The organism is Acidobacteriota bacterium, from assembly GCA_009691245.1.
GTDB lineage: Bacteria > Acidobacteriota > Terriglobia > 2-12-FULL-54-10 > 2-12-FULL-54-10 > SHUM01.
Genome location: SHUM01000070.1, coordinates 1 through 16,196 on the forward strand (window position 1 = coordinate 1; position 16,196 = coordinate 16,196).

11 protein-coding genes and 1 tRNA gene are annotated in these 16,196 nt (G+C 58.4%); 4 read left to right on the forward strand and 8 right to left on the reverse strand.

Features of this window, described 5'->3' with window-relative positions; genetic code table 11:
* The first annotated feature begins 156 nt into the window (after nt 1-156).
* Both EXQ56_13395 and EXQ56_13400 read left to right on the forward strand, forming a co-directional pair.
* Nucleotides 157-1,320 carry an ABC transporter substrate-binding protein gene (locus tag EXQ56_13395; GenBank protein MSO21423.1) on the forward strand — a complete coding sequence of 388 codons (1,164 nt, stop codon included), beginning with the start codon at nt 157-159 and terminating at the stop codon, nt 1,318-1,320.
* A gap of 91 nt (nt 1,321-1,411) precedes the next feature.
* On the forward strand, nt 1,412-2,461 hold the full coding sequence (locus tag EXQ56_13400) for an ABC transporter substrate-binding protein (protein MSO21424.1): 1,050 nt from the start codon (nt 1,412-1,414) through the stop codon (nt 2,459-2,461).
* Nucleotides 2,462-2,739: 278 nt separating this feature from the next.
* Here the strand turns inward: EXQ56_13400 and EXQ56_13405 are convergent.
* Nucleotides 2,740-2,814 (reverse strand) — tRNA-Gly (locus EXQ56_13405).
* 195 nt (nt 2,815-3,009) lie between these two features.
* On the opposite strand from EXQ56_13405, the gene EXQ56_13410 reads away from it, so the two are divergent.
* Nucleotides 3,010-3,252 carry a hypothetical protein gene (locus EXQ56_13410; GenBank protein ID MSO21425.1) on the forward strand — a complete coding sequence of 81 codons (243 nt, stop codon included), beginning with the start codon at nt 3,010-3,012 and terminating at the stop codon, nt 3,250-3,252.
* Between the two features lie 316 nt (nt 3,253-3,568).
* On the opposite strand, the gene EXQ56_13415 is transcribed toward EXQ56_13410, so the two are convergent.
* Complete coding sequence (locus EXQ56_13415) at nt 3,569-4,108, reverse strand: transcriptional repressor (GenBank protein MSO21426.1); 540 nt, start codon at nt 4,106-4,108, stop codon at nt 3,569-3,571.
* A gap of 670 nt (nt 4,109-4,778) precedes the next feature.
* Here EXQ56_13415 and EXQ56_13420 point away from each other — a divergent pair.
* On the forward strand, nt 4,779-5,360 hold the full coding sequence (locus tag EXQ56_13420; protein ID MSO21427.1) for a hypothetical protein: 582 nt from the start codon (nt 4,779-4,781) through the stop codon (nt 5,358-5,360).
* A gap of 234 nt (nt 5,361-5,594) precedes the next feature.
* Here the strand turns inward: EXQ56_13420 and EXQ56_13425 are convergent, their stop codons facing one another.
* From EXQ56_13425 to EXQ56_13450, 6 genes are all read right to left on the reverse strand, one after another.
* A complete protein-coding gene (locus EXQ56_13425) occupies nt 5,595-8,912 on the reverse strand; it encodes a TonB-dependent receptor (protein MSO21428.1) in 3,318 nt (1,105 codons plus the stop codon).
* Between the two features lie 438 nt (nt 8,913-9,350).
* Nucleotides 9,351-10,040: a dihydrodipicolinate reductase gene (locus EXQ56_13430; GenBank protein MSO21429.1), complete on the reverse strand. Its 690-nt coding sequence runs from the start codon at nt 10,038-10,040 to the stop codon at nt 9,351-9,353.
* Between the two features lie 137 nt (nt 10,041-10,177).
* The gene (locus EXQ56_13435) at nt 10,178-11,197 is read right to left on the reverse strand and encodes an aspartate-semialdehyde dehydrogenase (GenBank protein MSO21430.1); all 1,020 of its coding nucleotides are present in this window, start codon (nt 11,195-11,197) and stop codon (nt 10,178-10,180) included.
* A 194-nt stretch (nt 11,198-11,391) separates the two neighbouring features.
* On the reverse strand, nt 11,392-12,429 hold the full coding sequence (locus tag EXQ56_13440) for a M20/M25/M40 family metallo-hydrolase (protein ID MSO21431.1): 1,038 nt from the start codon (nt 12,427-12,429) through the stop codon (nt 11,392-11,394).
* A gap of 144 nt (nt 12,430-12,573) precedes the next feature.
* On the reverse strand, nt 12,574-12,756 hold the full coding sequence (locus EXQ56_13445; GenBank protein ID MSO21432.1) for a hypothetical protein: 183 nt from the start codon (nt 12,754-12,756) through the stop codon (nt 12,574-12,576).
* A gap of 486 nt (nt 12,757-13,242) precedes the next feature.
* On the reverse strand, nt 13,243-14,379 hold the full coding sequence (locus EXQ56_13450; GenBank protein MSO21433.1) for a hypothetical protein: 1,137 nt from the start codon (nt 14,377-14,379) through the stop codon (nt 13,243-13,245).
* Nucleotides 14,380-16,196 lie beyond the last annotated feature (1,817 nt).

Here is a 16,196-nt window from a genome sequence, read left to right on the forward strand (position 1 = left end):
GCCAGCAGAAACTCATTCTTCAGCAACAATTCCTGGTTAACTAACCCGGATGCGTAGCCCAGCAACCCCAACCAACTCGTCTTTGCCATCCGCAGAATCGATCGCAGAACTGCACAGAATTCAACATGTTCGACTATTTTGACCATACGGCGTAACATGTACTCGTACTCGGCTACCTGTAATGTACTCGAAACGGATTCACCGTTCTGCCGTATATTTTGGCGAGCGTCCTTTTCGAGGAGGAGTCTTATGAAACCCATCGGCGGAATCTACCTCCACACGCGTCTGGCTCTGGGTCTGATCACACTTCTGCTGACTTCTGGCGCGGTTCAACTGGCGGCGCAGACCGTGCCTGGCGCGGCGGGAGCAGCGCAACCCATTCGTCTTAAGGTCTCGCTCGGCGACGTGGATATCACCAAGATCATCGGCGTGGTCGCGCTCGAGGAGGGCATCTTCAAGCGCAACGGGCTCGATGTGGACATGTGGGTGACCACGGGCGCGGCGGAGATCGCAGAGGGCAATGGCATCATCGTCCCTAAGCAGTATGTTCGCACGGACCAGGCCAATGTGGGCATCGGAGGAGGCACGCCGCTGGTGCATAGTGTTGCCACCAACGTAGATTCGCTAGACCGCGTCATCATCGGCAGCCTCGACCATATCGTCCATTGGTGGGTGGTGGCCAAGCCGGAGATCAAGCGAATGGAAGATTTGAAGGGGAAGCGCATCGGCTATTCCGGCGTGGGCGCCATGACCCACTTCATCATTCTGGAATTGTGTCGCCGCATGGGTTGGGACCCAGTCAAGGACATTATCCCCATGTCCGAGGCAATCTCTGTGGACAATCTGGAAAAGGATCAGGTGGATGCCTTCATCAGCCCCGGCATGGCCACGGTTGAGTTCAAATCCAAGGGCATCTTACCGTTGGCTGATTTGCGCGAAGAATGGGGGCCGGTGCCGATTGCCGGTTCCGGTCTGGTCTCCACCAGGAAATTCGTCCGCGAGAATCCTGAGGCGGTTCGCCGCTTCGTGAAGTCGATCGTGGAGGCGATTGCGCTGATGAAGCAGAATCGCGAAGTAGCCTTCCGCGCACAGGCCAAGTGGTATGGCGTGAGCGACCGCGAAAAGCAGAACGCCAATTATCTTGTAGCGGACACGCTGCCCACCAAACCCTATCCGGCGGTCGATGGCATTAAGAAGACTATGGAGCTTTACGACTCGCTCAGCATGCGCCGGCACAAGCCCGAGGACTTTTACGACGACCGTTTTGTCCGGGAACTGGACGAGAGCGGATTTATCGATAGTCTCTACCAGAAAAAATAACGAACCGGTTTAATTGTGGGTGCATATTTTCAAACGCCGCAACGCCAAAGAGTTTGTTCCGATCAGAATGTATCCCGACGGGATGGCATGAATGAAACAGCCGCGAAATTTGTTGGTCCGAATCCTCTGCATTTGTTTTGCGGCCGCGCTGATGGTGGCCAGTGTGCCTTGTCCGGCAAATGGCCAACAGCCCGACGTGATTCCGCTTACAGTTGAGCTGCTGAATCGCTCCATCAATAAGCTTCCATTTGTGATCGCCGAGGATCGAGGTCTCTATAAGAAATATGGTCTGGATGTGAAACTTTGGATGCCGAACGTGGACGACGAGTGGGGGATGCCGGACGCCAAGGGCGGGGTTAACGTGCAGGTCGAGCGACCGGAATCCCCCGACATTAGTGTGGACGGCGGTACCCCCATGATGGCTTCCATCTTGACCAACGCTCGTGCCCATCTGCGAATCATGCTGGCCACCACCGATTGCGTGGTTCGCTGGCATATCGTAGCTCGGCGCGGCATTCGCAGTCTGGAGGAGCTAAAGGGCAAGCGCCTGGGGATTTCCGGCCCGGGAGCCATGACTGATTTCATCTCCCGATTGTTGGCGCAGAAGATGGGCTGGAATAGGGAGCGGGATATTTCCGTCATGTCCAACGCATTCCGCCATGACGCGCTGGACGAAGGGTTGGTGGACGCTTTTGTAGCTTACGAGGTGCCATACGCCGCCGCCCGCCAAGCGGGCTACCAACCACTGTTCGACACGCGCGACTGGAACGCTTCCATCGCTGGCAGCAGCGTGCGCGTGGAACGGGAGTGGCTGAAAATTCCCCGGAACCGCGAGGCAGCACGGCGTTTCCTGAAGGCTACCGCGGAAGCGATCTCGATCTTCCATCAAGACCGTGCTGCTGTGCTCCAGGTTCTTTCAAAGTGGCACGGAATGCAGGACCGGGAGTTTGCGGGAATGCTATATCTTTCTGGAAAGGAAATGCCACGCAAACCATTTCCGTGCGTGGAAGGGATTAAGAAAACTCTGGAGCTTTGGGACGGCAACGAAGCCCGAAAATACAAGCCGGAAGATTTCTACGACGACAGCTTGATGAAAGAACTCGACGAGAGCGGATTTCTCGACGGCCTTTACCAACAATGATTCCTTCCACCGGACAATAATCATTCGAGCGAATAGTTCTGCTGGCAGCGCTTCCGAAATAGCACCCAGCAGAATCACCCTCAAGGGAGGTGTCTGCCGCGATTTGCCCTGAGTGACGGCGTAGTGTGGACCTATCTCGCGCTACTCCCCACCAAAATTGTTTTTCCGGAAGAAGATTTTGATACAGGAGTCTTGCGAAGAAAATTGATAAAAAGGCTCCAAATGGAGTCTTTGTGGAGTCACGGATTTTCATAGAAATCCGTAAGTCTATGAAAATATGGAGCGGGAGACGGGGATCGAACCCGCGACGTCCAGCTTGGGAAGCTGGCATTCTACCGCTGAATTACTCCCGCTCACCGGCGCTTCTTCTATTTAGCTAAACATGAGCCACTGATGTCTTAAGATGATGTCTATACTGGACATACTGTCTACTCAATACCGCACGTTTTGATCCCAATACAGACAGTAAATTAGTCCGCACACCAGCTTGAGAATGTGGCTCCCGCATCGCTAGAGTATAGCACAGGTCAGTTCTGGTGTTTTCAAAATTGACTGTGCGCTCAACCGCCGGTTTGCTGAATGTTTCCTACTCGATCTCGGAGCAAGAAAGCAGTCGCGAAGCAGAGATGGCGCAAGCGTCATCGCGTATCGGTGGGAATCCGCCGCTCTGGACCGAGGCAGGTCAAACGTATCCTTGGGCCTGTGTGTGGCTCATTCACGGTGGAGTTGCCAACGAGCGCATGATCCAGTCGGGCGGTCAGGTGATTCACCCGCTCTGGCAGGGCACTTAGCTCCTCATGAAACGGTTGCATTTCGGTTTCGCCGATGGCTACGGAATGGTTTGTTTGCGCCGCAACCGGGGTAGTCCAAATCGATAGAGTGAAATGCGATTGCGCAAGGCTGATGCTCCTTCCCCCTGAGGAAGCCGCATTTCCTCCCTTAAATTTCGCGGAGATCAGTCATGGCGGGCCACAATTTGGCTCTGACAAGCTGGATGAGAATTCGAGGACGTGCAGTAGCGTCTTCTTGGTGCTGCTGCCTGTTCCACGGCAAATGAAGTTTTATTTGGTTGCCAGGTGTTACATTCATTGATCCGAAATCTCAAGTTCAATTCAATTTCTTATTGCGTAACACATTTTGGTTTGCCTTGGTCTGGGGCGATGTCGGGGGTGCCTTACGACGGCATTCTGCACAAGCGCCGCCAATCTCAACGCGCATGAACGAGATGCTGAATCCCAATTCATCGCGGATCTCCGTGCTCATCGTGTCCATAGCCGGGGACGAGAATTCCATTACCTTGCCGCATTGCAGGCAAGCAACATGGGAATGCGGGCGGTCTTGGCGGGCCTCATAGTAGTGCTGGTCGCCGCGCAGATGCAGTAGATCAAGCTCATCGACCACGCCCAACTTCTTGAGAACCGCAAGATTGCGGTAGATCGTAACTTGATCTATGCCGGGGTCCACGCGCCGTGCTTGCGCGAGAATCTCCTTGGCATTCATGTGGGTCGGTGCGGATTCGAGAATCGAGAAGATGAGCCGTCGCTGCGTGGTAAGGCGAAAGCCGTGCTCGCGGGCCAGTTCCGCCAAGTTGCGATGCCGGCGAATTTCCTGGATCAATGGCACTAGGGACTCCCAAGACCAGACGATTTGTTATTGCAAAGATTTGCATCAAGAAATATCAAGGTAGCGCGCTCAGGATTGGGGCGTCAAGCAAGAAAATATTTCCGTGGGCTGAGGGTGGACTTCACAGGATCTCTCTTTGTCGTATCCAAGCCATCCTGGTCAGGTCAATAGTTGTCTTGTCCGGGTTCGCTATGGCCCCTATTTATCGGACATCCTCACATCCTCGGCAGTGTCTATAGCAAGGAGGGGAGTGCTGCAGGACAAACCACCTTCAAGTACACTCTAATATTTTGCACTTGGCAACTATCGTTTGTATACTCATCTACAAGTATTGTTTTTGTGCAGGAGAGTTGCGGCTTTCATCGGTTATTATGCAACTTATAAATGCGCAATCAACTGACTTCTGGGGAACTTGCTGTAAGCGACACTTAGAGTGAATCGTGGAGCCAAAATAGATGAAGGTCTTAAGTATGTCGGCGGGAGAAAAGCTGAAGGAGTTCCGCAATCGGCTTGGAATAAGCATGAGGGAAGTAGAAGAAACCAGTCGGCGAATAGCGGAAACCGAGGGCAACAGCGAGTATGTCATCTCCAGTGGTTGGCTGACGCAGATCGAAAATTCGAATGCCACGCCCAGCATTTATAAGTTGTTTACGGTAAGCATAGTTTACCGCATAAGTTTTCGGACTTGCTATTCATGTATGGCATCGACCTTGAAAGAATCGGTCGACTTCAGTCGGCAAATCCGCTCGCGAATACGCACATAACCCAGGTGGAGGTTTACGATCACGAGCGCGCAGTTCAATTCCCCGTGCGCTTCGATAGTGGTTTTAGTCTTGAGAAAACCAATTTGATTGCCAGAATGGTCGAGATTTGGGGCGAATTGCCAATTGGCGTTATTCAAAATCTTGATATCAGAAAATTTCTCTACGGGTATATTGGAACTAAGGACACGACTCTTTTCCCGCTATTGCGCCTAGGCTCTTTTGTCCAGATTGATAATCGTCAAAATCGAGTTGAAAAGCCACCATGGAAAACGGAGTTCGACCGGCCCATCTACTTTATCGAATTGCACGACAAATATTTATGTTCCTGGTGTGAGCTTCACGGCAAACAATTGTTTGTGGTTCCGCATCCCCTGTCTGGCTGTACGATCAGCCAATATTCCTATCCCGACGAGGCGGAAATTGTTGGAAGAGTCACCGGAGTCGCCATGCGAATTGCTTCTTCAGTAAATGATCTTTCGACCGATGCGCGACAATTCCCAAAGCCATCCTGAACTGTGCGTTTTTCGGGAGGCTGGCCCGTTCTGAGCAACCTGGCCAAAGTGCACACTTTTACAGTTTTTTCCACTCTGACCACAATGACAACAAAAAAGCCACCCAGCAGAATCGCAGGGTGGCCTTTTCTGTTTTGGTTGTCGTTTTCTAATCGGCGGGATCGTTAATCGCGGACCTTGCGGCCCTGACCAACGATCCCCGCCGGGTTAGAACTCGTGGTTAGAACCCCCGAGTTAGAAAACGATGCGCACGGCGAGCTGAATCTGCCGGGCGCTGGTGCGCGTGCTGTCGATGCGGCCCACATCGGAGCGCTGCACCAGATTGCGGTCATACACCACCGTCGTTGGCGAGCCATAATTCGGCCGGTTCAGGAGGTTGAAGAACTCAGTGCGGAACACCAAAGCGCCCTCCTCCCCAAAGGCTGGGATGTTGGTTTCCTTCATCAGGTTAATGTCCAATGTGGCCGAGCCCGGAGCCGTCATGGCATTGCGGCCCACGTTGCCCTGATATCCACCGAGCGGGAGGCTCGTGTTGCACTGGTACTTCGGATTGGTTGACCCGACAATGTCGCGCGCGCAATTGGTGGCCGGATAAGAGAATTGCGCGGGATCAAAGTAGCGATCCGGATTGCGGGCATCGATCGAGTTGATGATTCCGCCGGGGATCAGGTCGATGGAGCTGCCATCGACGAAGCGCATGGTGGTGTCCGCCGTGGCTCCCGCCGGGCGCACACGAGCCTGCGTGGCGCTGGCGTTGAGGGGGAACCCATCGTTCATGCGAATCACTCCGCTCATCTCCCAGCCGCCCAACACCTTGCCCACGGGTCCGGTCATACCCTTTCCCGGCAGGTCCATGATGAAGTTGTTGGTCCAACTGCGGCGCACATCGAATGCCGAAAGTCCGCGATCCTTGTCCAGCAGGAAGCCGCGGCGGTCCGACTCGTTGAAATCGGTCGAGCCGGTCCAAGTGGAGGTGTCGTCGGTGGATTTCGAGAAGGTGTAGGAGCTATTGAACTGGAATCCCTGGCTGAAGCGCTTGTTCACGCTCAGGCGGAACCCGTGATAGTCCGACGTCGCGTCGGTGATGCGCCAGCGCATGCGACCGAAGTTGTCATTCAGCAGACGGGTGGTGGTCAGATTGATAAAGCGCGCCCGGCCGTTGCCGGGATCAATCGACGGATTGGTGTTCAACATCACCGCGCCGCGAATCAAATGCGTGGAGCGGCTGCCGGAATACCCGGCGTTCACGGTCAGATTGCCGATCACCTGCCGCTCGATATCCAGGCTAAACTTGTATACGGCGGGTTGCTCGAGAGCCCACTGGAAGCCGTCGAGCTGCGGAGCGGCTCCAATGTTATTCGCGAGCAGCGCATTTTGCGTCTGGAACATGTTGGGGAAGTCGAACTGAGCCGTCGGACCCAGCGCCACCCGCAGCCGGTTGATATCCACTTCGGCAACGGAGAAGTAGGGAGACATGCGCACGCCGGAAGTGATGTAGGCGTTGGGCAGGATTTGATCGTGGAACACTCCGGCGCCGGCGCGCACGGAAGTCTTCGTGGAGCCAAACGGCGACCAGGCCAGACCGACGCGAGGAGCAAAGTTCTTCAACGACGGATTAGTGAACAGCGGGTCGCCCACGTCGATCTGCGACTCATTGAAGCTGTAGAAGAAATCAGGCCGCATGTTGCGCACGGTGGCAACTTTATTATTGGCCTCCGTGGGGACGGAGATAATTTCATAGCGCACGCCTATATTCAGCGTGAGCGTGGAGGTCAGCTTCCAGTCATCATGCAGGTACATGCCAAACAGGTTCTGCCGCCAGCCGCGGATGCTGCTGGAGCCGGGGCGGATGAAGTTGGCGGTCTGGGCATTGCCGGCCATGAAGTCGGTGATGGACCCAAAGGAGAAGTTGCCGCCGGGATAGAAGTCCGAGCGCTGGTTGAACTGGAAGCGCTCAAACTGGCCTCCGAACTTGAAGGCATGCGCTCCGGCCAGCCAAGTCATGTCTTCCTTGAACTGGAAGGTGTTCTGCACGTGCTTCTTGGGGTTGGTCGAGCCGCCGCCGAAGCCGGTCAGGGTGGTTACGCCGATGATTCCGGGAACGTCCGGCTCGCTGCCCAGAGTGCGGCCCAGGAATTCGGGGAAGATATCGGTGTCAATGCGGGGCAGATCAAAGAACCGCAGGTTGGTGCGGCTGAATGAGAAGTGCGTCCGCCCGAGGATCGCTGGAGAAAAGATGTGGGTCTGCTCGAGGGTCGAGTAGCGGCTGCCGGTCAGCGCCGTTTCCCTGGTGTTGAAGTTGGGATCGTCCCGGTCGGCGTTGTCAAAGGTGAACCGGAAGAAGATCGAATCGTTATCATTGAAACGGTTGTCGATTTTGGTCGCGTAGTAATTCTGATTGATGAGGGTCGGAGCGCTGTCGGCGAAGTCCCCGCGATCCGGATCAATCACGCCGGCAGCGGAAATGATCGGCGAAGTGGGCAGGGGATAGGCATCCCAGAAGGGCCGGACATTGGCCACCACGTTTCGCGTGCCGGCTGAAACGGCATTCCGCAACGCGAGCGAAGGAACGGTGAAGACGGAGGTCTCTCCCTGCAATTCCCGCGTTCCTTCGTAGCTGCCGAAGAAGAAAGCCTTGTCGGTGACAATCGGGCCGCCCACCGAACCGCCGAACTGCCCGCGCCGGAACTCGGCCTTGGTGCCGTCGCCGCGCGCGTTTTCTTCCCACTTGGCGGCGTCCATGTTGTCATTGCGCACGAATCCGAACAGCGAGCCGAACACTTTGTTGGTGCCCGACTTGGTGATGGCGCTGATGACGCCGCCGGTGTGGCGGCCATACTCGGCGTCATAGGCATTGGTGATGATGCGGAACTCGCGCACCGTCTCCACGCCGGTCATGGTGCCGGCGGCGGAGCCGGAGCCGCCCGCGGCGTCATTAATGTCCGCGCCATCCAGCAGGAAGCTGTTGGAGCCATAGCGCTGTCCGCCAATGGCCAGCTTGCGGCCGAAGCCTTTGGTCGCGCTGGATTCGGCAGCTTCGGCGAAGACCGCGCCAGGCGCCAGCGTGGCCAGCTCGAGGAAGCTGCGGCCATTGAGCGGAATGTCGCGCATCTGGGCCGAATCCACGATCGAGCCCACCACCGCCGTGGTGGTCTCCAGCAGCGGAGCCTCGCCCGTGATGGTAACCGACTCGGCCACGTTGCCGACGTTCAGCGTGAAGTCGATCACTGCCTCGCGTCCGATCACCAGCGTAATGCCGGAGCGGACTTCCACCTGGAAGCCGGTCATCTTGGCTTCCACGGTGTAGGCGCCCACGGCCAAGGCCGGGATGCGATATTCGCCGCGCTCATTGGCGGGCACTACACGAGTGGTTCCGGTGTCCGTGTGCTTGGCGGTAACTTCCGCGCCGGGCAGCACCGCGCCGGACTGATCCTTCACCGATCCGAGAATGGTTCCGGTGGTCTGCGCCCTTGCGTTGATCGCGCTGCCCACCAACAGCAACAGGGCAAACGCGGCGAACGCGGCTACTTTGCCTGCGAAATTCTTCTTCATTGAGGCTCTCCTTTATTTAGCTGCGGAATCGGGCGAAGCTGTTGCTCTCGTCCGTCTTCCAGAAAAATTATCCAAACAGGACCGTAGTCAGAACACTAGTCAGAACACCCGGAGCAGCTCTGCCCGTTGCAAGCCTATATTCTAGTGATCGACCCCAGCCCAACGTCCAATTAGGCCAAACCAAATTAGTTACAAACAGGCTACACCCCCGCAGGGGCGGGAGTCAAATCAATTTCGGACTGCCTGTTTACGAAAATGCACAAAGGGAATCAGCAGGTTACGGTATTTTCCCGGATGCCGTCACAGTGCCGCGACCGTGAGGGAGCGGACACGTTCAACGGTCACTGATAATCGGCAAGCGCAACCGTTCCATGCCGGTCCACGGCAGGCCGCGATGGAACATCCCGGCTCTGTTCGGAAAACATCAACCCGATCGGGTTAATCCGTCAGCGTGTCGGCGAACTCATGCAGGCCCTTGTGGGTGGCGATCCACTCGGCGGCGTGCACGGCTCCGGCGGCGAATCCTGCCCGGCTGCGCGCCGTATGTGTGAAGGTCAGTGTGTCGGCCTCCGAATCAAAGCCCACCGTATGCTCGCCCGGGACGGCTCCGGCGCGGTTGCTGGCCACCGAGATTTTCCGTTTGCCGTAACGGGTTCCCAGAATCTTTTCGAGTTGCAGCGCGGTGCCGGATGGGGCGTCGAGCTTTTGGTTGTGATGTATCTCATGGATGAACGGGTCATACATCGGCTGGCCGGCCATCATGGCGGCAGCCTGCTCCATCAAGCGGAAGAACAGGTTCACGCCGATTGAAAAATTCGACCCATAGACCAGACCGGTGTTGCGCGCTTCCACCATGGCGCGAACCTGCGGCAAATGATCCCACCAGCCGGTGGTGCCCACCACCATGCTGATGCCCAGCGCGCTGAGCTTGTCCACGTTGCGGACCACGGCCTCGGGTATGGTGAAGTCGATGGCCACGTCGATGCCGGCGAGGTTCTCGCGCGTTAGCAACTGCCCCTGCTCATTGCCGGCGATATCGGCCTTGAAGCCGACCGCGTGGCCGCGCGCCAGCGCAGCCTGCTCGATCATGCGCCCCATCTTCCCGTAACCAATCAGTGCGATATTCATAGGTGTAAGTGTAACTCGGTGCACGGGTAGCCACGGCACGATTTTTGTGCCGTGGGTTTTTGCGCCGGTTTACGTCGGGATGAGCTGGGTTATGCCGGTGAAAAGCCCACGGCACAACAATCGTGCCGTGGCTACCACTAACTTCTTTTCAATAACTCTTCGCCGATCTGCACGGCGTTCAGCGCCGCGCCCTTCAGCAACTGGTCTCCGGCGACGAACAGAGCGATCGAGTGGCCGCTGGGGTCGCTCGTGTCGCGGCGAATGCGGCCCACCAGTATCTCCTCGATGCCGGAGGCGTCGCGCGGCATGGGGAAGTAGTTCTCCTTCGCGTTGTCCACCAGCTTCACGCCGGGCGCAGTCTTCAGTATTTCAGTGACCTCTTCCGGCGTGATCGGCCGCTCGCACTCGAAAATGAGTGACTCGGAGTGAGCGCGCAGCACCGGCACGCGCACGCACGTGGCACTCACTCGCACCTGTGAGTCATTCCAAATCTTCGCCGTCTCCTTGATTACCTTGGTCTCTTCCTCGTTGTAACCAGTGACAGGGTCGATGGCCGTATTGTGACTGAACAGGTTGAAGGCGTAGGGATGCGGCATGATCTTCTGCTCGAAGGGCTGACCGTCCAGATACGCGCGCGTCGAGTCCAGCAGCTCCTTCATCGCCTCCGCTCCAGCGCCCGAGGCCGCCTGATAAGTGGTGATGATCAGCCGCTTGATGCGGTTCTTCTGATGAATGGGCCACAGCGGCGTGATGCCGATGATGGTCGAGCAGTTGGGATTGGCGATGATTCCTTTATGCGTGGTGATGGTCTCCGGATTGATCTCCGGGATGATTAATGGAACATTGGGGTCCATGCGAAACGCCGAAGAGTTGTCGATCACCACAGCGCCCCGCGCCACGGCCTTGGGCCCGAACTCGCGCGAAATCTTCCCGCCCGCGCTGAAAAAGGCGATGTCAACGCCGTTAAAGCTCTCCTCTTTCAACTCGGTGACGGTGTGCTGCTGCCCGCGAAACATCATCTGCTTGCCGGCCGAACGCGCCGAGGCCAACAGGCGCAGCTCCTTCACCGGGAAGTTGCGGTGCTCAAAACATTTCAGGAATTCGACGCCCACGGCGCCTGTGGCTCCCACGACGGCCACTACAGGATTGTGATTCATGACTTCTCTTCTTCAACCCAGCGCGGCGCTCCAACCAGCTTGTTTCCTTAGTTACTTTGCCCCGCTCCACTAACAATGTCATCCTGAGCGCAGCGAAGGATATGCTGTTACTGTGCCACTCTAAAAAGCAGGTCCTTCGGTGCGCTCAGGATGACAGTCAAATGAGCTGTGTGGAACTAAGCAGTTTGCCGCGCCTACCCCTTTCTCGATTTTAGTAATTTCACCATCTTCATATAGATGTCCACGGCCTCGGCGAGTTGCGCCTTGGGGATGTGCTCGTTGTCGGTGTGCGCCACGTGAATCGAGCCCGGCCCCAGCAAAAACGGTTGGCCCCAGTTGGTGAGGCAGGGAATGTCGGTGGAGAACTTGACAATCACTCCCTCGGCCGCCGTACCCACCCCGGATGTGGACATTCCATCGGCGAGGCCGTCAATCGTCCCCAGCTTTACCGGGGGAATCTCCAGTACTCTGCGAACCTCCGCCAGCGTGCCGGCGGCTTCGGTGACTTGCGCGAGCAGCGTGTCGCCCGGCGCGACGATGCGGTACATCAGCTCAGCTCGCGCCGAGCTGGGTATCACGTTGGGAGCCACGCCGCCACTCAGCAGGCCAATGTTCACCGTCGTCGCGCCGAGCACAGGGTCGGTCGGCAACGGCAAACGGCGGACACGCTCGAGTGCGTCGAGCAGCTTCTCGGTGGCCGACTCGCCCAGTTCGGGATACGCCGAGTGCGCCATGCGCCCGCGAGCTTCGATCCCCACACGCAGCACACCCTTGGTGCCGAGCGCCAGGCGATTCTCGGTCGGCTCGCCGTTGATGATGTAGCGCGACCCGCGTGGCCGCTTGTTCGCGTGCGCCGCGCCCGCGCTGTTGCGCTCTTCGCCGACGAGGAACAGCAGCGCGAAATCTCCGATACCTTCGTTCCGCAGGCGGCGCGCCGCTTCCACCTGCGCCGCCACAATGCCCTTGGCATCGCACGACCCGCGTCCGTATATGTTCACGTCATCCTCGCGCGAAGCGAAGAAAGGTGGCACGGTGTCAATGTGCGTGCTCAGGACCACGTCCGGCGCGCCCCACGCGGCATACACATTGGGGCGGCTCGGCTCGGCTTCGTCCAACTCAACGGCAGCCCCCATCGTGCGCAGATGCGCCGCAAGATACTCGGCGACAGCCTGCTCCTCCAGCGTGACGGAAGGGATGTCGATGAGCGCGCGCGTGAGTTGGAACACGTCCATAAGACAACCAATGAGGGGGAAGTGTAACGATGATGAGGCGACACCGCGCCACCGTCGGAATGCCGTCGCGGAACCGCTGTCGAACGAGTGCAGCGCGGTTACTTCTTCACAGCGACGTCGCGTACCGTGCAGGCCCGTGGACGACTATTTCTTTACCGCGAAGTCGCACACCGTGCAGGAATGATACATGCCGCCAGCAACGCCCATCTCGCGATTCTTTACGCGCTTGACGATGCGCGTCGGCTTGCCGCACTTCTGGCAGGGAATCTCCTGCATCGCTTGCGATTTTTTCGCACGGTCGGCTGTCTTAGCTTTTACTTCGGCCATAATTCAAACTCCTCCGGACCCATTTTTATAATTGCCGCCAAGCTCTTCCGCATAGGTAGCCACGGTGAGCGCAATTCTCGCCGTGGACTTCTTGGTTGCGCAGCAAGGCCTACGGCTACCAAGGCCTCCTAAACACCATCTGGCAAGAAGAATATTGTAGCACGACGGGAGCGAGGGGCGGGCACTGCCGCAGCGCCGGGTAGTGCCTCAGTTTGAAAGATGATGACCGCCTGAAATCAATCGAGCCCCGGCAGGGGCGCAAGAACCTCAAACATTCTTACGCCCCTGCCGGGGCTGGTTGGGTCTTGTGCTAGGCAACCCCGGGCTTGCGCCCGGGGCTACTATCTGCCCGCCATGGCGGGGCTCAAAACGGTGCCTTCGAATGTGCGCAGGATGAACTCCTGTTACCTGTCGTTCTAATTGTCTGGTTAATTGTCTGGGTCATTTCCAACTGACACACTTCCCAGCGCCGGCATCCTGCCGGCGCTATTCGCTGATGATCCGGCTGGGCTGCACGCGCGGCGGGGGACATACATCACTGATGGTGGCCAGCGTGGTCGGTCCAATCTGATTCGCCACGAAGCGGACGATGGTCGAGTCGGTGCTGGTGATCGGCGTAATCTGCACCGTGCCCTGCACGTTCACCGGGGCGCCGACATTGGCGATGGGCAGGGGGTTGGTAGTGCTCATCGTCGTGGGCTTGAGCGAGAAGTTGAAGGTGGTGCGCTCCACCTGCGAGGTGTCACTCGCGCTGATATTAAAGATGAAAACTATAGGCGAGCCGCCCACCGTCTGATCCACGCTGGCGGCGGGGAGAGCCGCTCCCGCCGTGAGCAAGCCAGTGGTGAGTTGCGTGCCAGTATAGGCCAGCGTCAGGCCAGCGGGAACATTCAAAATCGCAATCGTAATCTGGATTCCATTGATCGGAGCCAGGTTCGGCGAGAAAACAGTCTCCTGTGACATCGTGGTCAGCGCGCCGGGGTACAATTCATTCACCCGGATGAAGAAGTCATTCGCCGCATCGTTGGGGAATGCGCATGTTTGGAAGAGCGTAACCGGATTGGGCGTCGCGGTGCTGTGGTTGAAGTTGACGGAGATGGCCGGAATCGGCACGCCCACCTGCCGCACCGGATCGGTGACGGTGATCGGATTATTGACTGGATTGGGACTGGCTGCGCTAAACGTTGCCGTAACGCTGCCCACTCCCGCGGCGGTACTGGCATTCACGCGCACGCGGGAAATATTGATCTGATCGTCACTCACGAACGATTTGGACGAAGCGAACAACATGCGCACAGCTTGGCCGCCAACCAGCGAGGCTGAAGTGGGGCAGGCGGTACCGCCACTCGGGCCAAAACATGAAATGTTATTGGCCAGCGAGATGTTGTTGGTCGAAACGGTCGAGTTGTTGGTGACTTCTGCCGAGTACGTTATATCGATAAACGAGCCTGCCAGAATCGTGCCAACGTTGATGGCGATCAGCACTTCTTCGCCAGCCGCCTCCGTCTGTCCTACCAGCCGCATTAAGCGGGGCAGGCTGGTGGACGTGAAGGCCACGCCCTGCGCGGCGGCGTGCGCGGCGAAGCCCATCAGGAACATAACGATCAGTGTGAATTTGTGCACGGCGGCCCTCACCGGACTGTCTGCCCGCAATTTGCCTGGGACTTTAATAGTCCACTTGGGCCTTGATGGCTACCGTGATGCGCTTGGCTACGCCGCCGGCGGCGACGACATTGAAGTCCAGGCGAAATGTATCCGCGAGCGATTGTTCGCCAACCACGATACTGGTCGGCGCGGACCCTGCCAGAGGGCAGGCGAGGGGCGCGGCCAGAATCGCGCCAGGCGTTCCGTCATCACGATTGATATTGATGGTGGGTGGGGTAACGGCGGTGTCGGAGAAGCAGGTTACAGAGAGCAGCGTCATGGGACCGCCGACCACGTTGATGTAAAAATCGTTCTGGTCGTCGCTATCGAGCAGCGCCGAGCAGGTGTCGCAGCCCACCAGATAATTGATCCCGCGAACTCTGGTCAGCGTAGGCATGGCGATGGTTTGCTTGCTGCCATCGGCAAAGATAGCCCCGTTCGTCGCCAGCCCGGAGATCCTCATATCACCCGCCACCTCCAGCCGTGCCGCCGTCGACGGCGCAATGCCGAGGCCCACGCGATTATTAACCGAATCCACCACCAGGGTGTTGGTGTCCACGATCAGATCGGCATTGATCGTCTGGTTGGCCGTGAAGGTATTGGCTGCGCCGAGCCGCGCGTAATGGCCATCGCCATAAGTTTGATCAAAGCTCAGCGTGCCGGTGGCGATGATGGGGCTGGGTGAGGCGGTGAGTCCCGTGCCGGCCGCCACACTGGTTACGCCACCGCCCGCGGGCCAGGCGCTGCGGCATTCCGCCGCGATGCACAGCCGCGTGCCGCCGATCACGTCGCCGCTGGCCCGCGCGTCGCCCGCCACCTCCAGCCTCACCGTCGGCGCCGCCGTGCCGATGCCCATGTTACCCGCCGTGTCGATGGTTATCCGCTCCTGCCCCGCTGTCGAGTCAATCAGCCGCCAACGTCCGTTCAGCGTTGACGCGGTGTCGCCGGTTTGGAATAGCCAACTCCGCCCGCCTGCGCCGGTGGCCGCAAAGTTGATTTGCGCGTCCCCGCTGGTGGCTTCCACACGCAGCGCCGCCTGGCCCGGCGCGGCCACGTGCAGCGCCGACAATGGCGTCGCCACGCCGAAACCAGCCTTGCCCGTCGCGTCGATCACGAAGCGCGTCTGACCCGCCGTCGAGTCAATCAATCGCCACAGCCCGTTCAATCCCGACGCGGTATCGCCGGTCTGGAACAGCCAGGTGCGCCCGCCCGCGCCGGTAGCCGCAAAGTTGATTTGCGCGTCGCCGCTGGTAGCCTCCACACGCAGCGCCGCCTGGCCCGGCGCGGCCACGTGCAGCGCCGACAATGGCGTCGCCACGCCGAAGCCCGCCTTGCCCGTCGCGTCGATCACGAAGCGCGTCTGGCCCGCCGTCGAGTCAATCAATCGCCACAACCCGTTCAGCCCTGAACTGGTATCGCCGGTCTGGAACAGCCACGATCTGCCGCCCGCGCCCGACGAGCGAAAATCAATTTGCGCGTCGCCGGTGGTCGCCTCGACGGTCAGCTTGGCCTGCCCCGGTGCCGCCACATGCAGCAGCGACGTGGGAAATATTCCCACCCCGATGCGTCCGTTGGCCGCGTATTCGCGGATCACGGAGTCGGTCAGCGCGCCGGTCCCGTTGAGAAACTTGGCGATGAAGTCGGTGGTGGTGGCCGAGGCGGTCGGTAGTGAGTCGCCGGCCGAGGCGCTGGCCGTATCACCGGCCCTATCACCGGCCAGGCCACCCGCCTGACTCACTCGTCTGGATAGCGCATCCGCGCTCAGCGCATAGGCCGACGCCGGTAGCCACCCGAGT

Coding starts and splice junctions, on each gene's coding strand:
- EXQ56_13445 (MSO21432.1), bottom strand. CDS start 12,756: ATGGCCGAAGTAAAAGCTAAGACAGCCGACCGTGCGAAAAAATCGCAA.
- EXQ56_13400 (MSO21424.1), top strand. CDS start 1,412: ATGAAACAGCCGCGAAATTTGTTGGTCCGAATCCTCTGCATTTGTTTT.
- EXQ56_13425 (MSO21428.1), bottom strand. CDS start 8,912: ATGAAGAAGAATTTCGCAGGCAAAGTAGCCGCGTTCGCCGCGTTTGCC.
- EXQ56_13435 (MSO21430.1), bottom strand. CDS start 11,197: ATGAATCACAATCCTGTAGTGGCCGTCGTGGGAGCCACAGGCGCCGTG.
- EXQ56_13430 (MSO21429.1), bottom strand. CDS start 10,040: ATGAATATCGCACTGATTGGTTACGGGAAGATGGGGCGCATGATCGAG.
- EXQ56_13420 (MSO21427.1), top strand. CDS start 4,779: ATGTATGGCATCGACCTTGAAAGAATCGGTCGACTTCAGTCGGCAAAT.
- EXQ56_13440 (MSO21431.1), bottom strand. CDS start 12,429: ATGGACGTGTTCCAACTCACGCGCGCGCTCATCGACATCCCTTCCGTC.
- EXQ56_13395 (MSO21423.1), top strand. CDS start 157: ATGTACTCGTACTCGGCTACCTGTAATGTACTCGAAACGGATTCACCG.